The 4,002-nt window shown below is 44.8% G+C and carries 3 protein-coding genes; 1 reads left to right on the top strand and 2 read right to left on the bottom strand.

From position 1 onward, the window contains the following. A partial coding sequence (locus VN429_RS10590) for a trans-sulfuration enzyme family protein (protein ID WP_325633085.1) occupies positions 1–756 on the top strand: 756 nt, incomplete at its 5' end. Positions 757–945: 189 nt separating this feature from the next. On the opposite strand, the gene VN429_RS10595 is transcribed toward VN429_RS10590, so the two are convergent. Both VN429_RS10595 and VN429_RS10600 read right to left on the bottom strand, forming a co-directional pair. Further along, complete coding sequence (locus tag VN429_RS10595; protein ID WP_325633088.1) at positions 946–2,295, bottom strand: nitrogenase component 1; 1,350 nt, start codon at positions 2,293–2,295, stop codon at positions 946–948. A gap of 5 nt (positions 2,296–2,300) precedes the next feature. Then, positions 2,301–3,839, bottom strand: a complete 1,539-nt coding sequence (locus VN429_RS10600) for a nitrogenase component 1 (RefSeq protein WP_325633090.1) — start codon at positions 3,837–3,839, stop codon at positions 2,301–2,303. Positions 3,840–4,002 lie beyond the last annotated feature (163 nt).

A 4,002-nucleotide genomic window follows, 5' to 3' on the forward strand; every position in this document is an offset into this window, starting at 1 on the left:
AGATTAATATATGCTGAATCTCCTGCAAATCCTATTGTGCGTCTTACTGATATTGAGAACATTGCTGAGCTAGCTCATAAACGGGGAATAAAAGTAGCTGTCGATGCAACATTTGCTTCGCCTGTAGCATACCGACCTCTAGAGATCGGAGCTGATTTTGTAATTCACTCACTCAGTAAGTATCTGTGTGGTCATGGTGATGCAATCGGAGGTGCAATACTTGGAAAGAAACAGGATATTGCTGCAATAAAGAAGCGGATCGCAATCCGGACCGGTGGAATCATAAGTCCATTTAATGCGTGGCTCTTAATTAGGGGAATTGCAACACTTCCTATCAGAATGAAAGCTCATGAAGAGGGAGCACTCCAGGTTGCCACATTTCTTGAAAATCATCCTAAAGTAACCAAAGTGATATATCCGGGCCTTGTATCTCATCCACAGCATGATCTTGCAAAAAAGCAATTACAGAATTTCTCAGGAATGCTTACATTTCAGGTGAAAGATGGATCTCGAGCTGCAAAACTGTTCTCTGAACATTTGGAAGTGATTCATTATGCAGTATCTCTTGGTCATCACCGGAGTCTGTTATTTTACCTCCCAACAAGTGATCTACTCCGAACCTCCTTTCCTTTAACTCCAAAACAGGAAGTAGCGTACAGAGAATATGCCGGCGATGGTATCTTTAGATTCTCCGTTGGTCTTGAAGACCCTGAAGATATTATCCAGGATCTTCAGCAGGTATTATCACTTCTCTGATTCTTTTTTGGACACTTCGCCTTAATCCAAAGCTTCAACGCCGGATGGTTAGGACAGGAATGGTTTCGTAGTGGTTTGAGAGAAAAGATCTAGAAGGTACAGGATAGTGAACAAATTATCACTTGGTTCCCGGGGTAATGAGATAGAGAAGATTCTTCTCTGTCTCAGGGGAGATGCGATGTTATGACCTTACAATGGTCCACTATACTTCGATGATATATCCTCCATCAGAACATTCCCTCCTCGAAACCCGGCATAGGTCCGTTCAACAATCAGACGGTCATACATCGGGAAGGCAATACTCAAATGATCCACCTCAAATTCCTTTTGTGCAGGATACTTCTCAAGTGAAGTTGCAAGCAAAATCTGGAAACTGCGGTTACGCATATTCTCCCTGATCTTCCATGCATCCCGTTCAAAGATAATATCAGGTTTTATTGTTGACTCAATACCTTCGGTCAACTCCTTTCGGATCCATTCACGGGCTTCCTCCGGAGGTTCATCTGTTATTTGAACTATTTCAGGTAACCACCCAATTTCATTAGCCAGATATTTCACTGTACTGATGATAGTATTGGTATCACCAACAAAGGCGGAGTATGGATGTGGCCTGCCGATGATGACAGAATCTGTCAGGTATTCAGTCCAGCGATATGCCCTCCTTGACTCTTCAGCGATGACTTTCTCTACCTTTGCCTTTGGAATCTTTAGTTTTTTTGCTACAGTTCGAAGGAATTCTATCGTCTGCTTGGGTCCATATGGGGTGGATGGGAAGACAATGTAATCCTGATCAAACTTCTCTTTAAGTTTTTCTGCGGTTTTATGTCCATTCCAGGTTGAGAGAACAATGTTTAGTTCTGCTTCTGGAACTTCTTTCAGTTTTTTAACGCCATCAAACTGCGTAAAGAGAATGTTGGCATCAACACCAATCAGAGCAAGCAGATCTTTTACTGCATTGAGATCTCCTTTCCAGAACACATGTTGGAAGGGAACAATCCCAAGAATGTTAACCTTTTTATTCTTCTTTGGCAAGGGCTCAAGTAACTGATCAGCAATTGATACAAGGAGATCCTCGTACCCGTCAAAGGTGTTTCCTTTGAATCCTGCTGTGTCAACGAAGACAATATCCGCCTTCTCCTTAAAGGGTTTAATTACCGCAGATACATCATCACCGATAAGCGCAGGAACACAACCTGAGATCACTACAAAGAGATCCCCTTTCATGAGTTCCAGGGTAGACTCGATCAGTTTACTCAGTTTCTCTTCGCCGCCAAAGATCACATGTTTCTCGATCAAACAGGAGCAGGGAGTGCTGGTTCCTCCCTGACCTCCGGCAGCATTGTTTCCAGCAGCATAGTGAAATCCAAGGAGTTGAGCAATACCACATCCTGCACCGGAATGCAGGATCGGTACTGTTCCATAGATACCTGTTGCTGTTAGATAGGCACCTCCGAGTGAGCATGTCCATCGAGGGGCTTCCGCTATTTCAGGGAAGCGTGTTTCAGTTTCAGTTGATATAGGTTCAGAGACAGTTGTCATGTAACTTATTCCGCGGTATCCTGGTAGTACTGAGGGTTGGGCTGCTCATAGAACCATGGCTTGTATGAATCATCAGTATTTTCCAGCATTGTTTTCTGTAGTGTATTGGTCTTAAATGCCTGAAGCAGGAAGTTTCCGTATGCTACTGCTCCTGCATAGGCGCTCTGCTGTGCCCAGAGATTCGGGTCGCCCCTAAGTGAATGAACACGGGTAACTCCTTTCTTTCTCTTGTATGAACTTCCCTGGAATGGGCAGGTAAGGGTCATATCGGGATCCAGAGTTCTATTGATATGGGCCTGCTCTGCAGCCTGGAAGGTATTTACAAGGATCTTGAAATCTCCAGTCGTAACCAGCATCTTCTCAAGTTCCTCCAGGATCAGGTTGTCGTAATCCTGGCACATGGCTGCAGAATTCTTTACGCCAAGTTCATCAAAGTATGGCATCTGGGCAAGCAACCTTCCCTGGCCTAATGCGCCAAGAAGTTCAACTTTCTGCCCATTTCCTTTAATGTTTAAGAACTCTTCACGAATTGCTGCAAGCTTTGAATCCCACTTTGCATGCTCTTCAGCAATGACCTCTTCTGCTTCCTTCTCCTTTCCAGTGTACTTTGCTATCTCGCGGAGCCAGCCATCGGTATTGGCAAATCCCATCGGAGATGGATATTGGAAGAACGGAACACCATACTCCTGCTCAAGACCTCGTGAAAGGTAATCTGTATACGTCGGGCAAACCGGGGCGGTCACCGCAGCTTCAGACAACTGTTCAAACTGATCAATGGTTGCAAACTCAGGGATAAAATTCACCCGAAGTCCCATTCTACCCAGAAGGCGAATAATTTCACGCCTATCCTGCCAGGTATATGAAAGCATACTTGCGACATTGACCAGGTCTTTCTGCTTCTTTTGTGGCGGCTTTACCAGATACTTCAGCACAGCATGCCAGAATGCATCATATCCAGTCTGAACCAAACGTGAACGTATGCCTTCACAATGAATTGGAACGATTCGCGCATTTATTTCTGGTTGAATCTCTGCAACCGTACCTTCAACATCTTCACCGATGATCCCTGATGCACAGGAGGTCAGGATAAAGATCGCTTTGGGATTGTACCGTTCCTGAGCAGTGCGGATGGCAGTCTTCAGCTTTTCTGATGCTCCATAAACTACATCACTCTCATTCAGACTGGTGGTAATCCAGTGAAGATCGTAGTTTTCAGGCATTCCGAGTGAGACCGGGAGATGCTGAAAGAGTTCACGATACCCAAGTGAAGGGCATGAGCAACCTACCGGAGCATGGTAAATAACTGCCGATTCACGAATCGTGTTTACTCTTACAGACAGGTAGAAGTTAAGGGTGCACCCGGAAGTCTGGGAAAACTTACGGTCACACTGTTTCAGGTTTCCTGCCCGGGCATCTTTGACAAGGTCACTGGCATTTCCATAGTAACTGTTAATGCCATTTGCCCGCTCCTCACGGTTGGGGCAGGTATTATCTTCCAGATGGATTTCTGTATCCAGAATATGCGGAGTTTTTTCTTCGGCCATAGTAATACCTCACTTTTTGGCAAATTTCTTTCCAGAGTTCGCCAATAATCATCAAGCTATACCAAGGGCACGGGTAATCAACCATAAGGATGGAGGGAAAACACCGCTCTATACTTACTTCACGCCGTGATTCCTGTGTTCGACATGATGTTATACTAGTAAT

It is taken from the genome of Methanospirillum sp. (genome assembly GCF_035560735.1).
Lineage (GTDB): Archaea > Halobacteriota > Methanomicrobia > Methanomicrobiales > Methanospirillaceae > Methanospirillum.

Bases quoted from the DNA above. Each gene is read 5' to 3' on its own strand.
- VN429_RS10595 (WP_325633088.1), bottom strand. From the start codon at position 2,295: ATGACAACTGTCTCTGAACCTATATCAACTGAAACTGAAACACGCTTC.
- VN429_RS10600 (WP_325633090.1), bottom strand. From the start codon at position 3,839: ATGGCCGAAGAAAAAACTCCGCATATTCTGGATACAGAAATCCATCTG.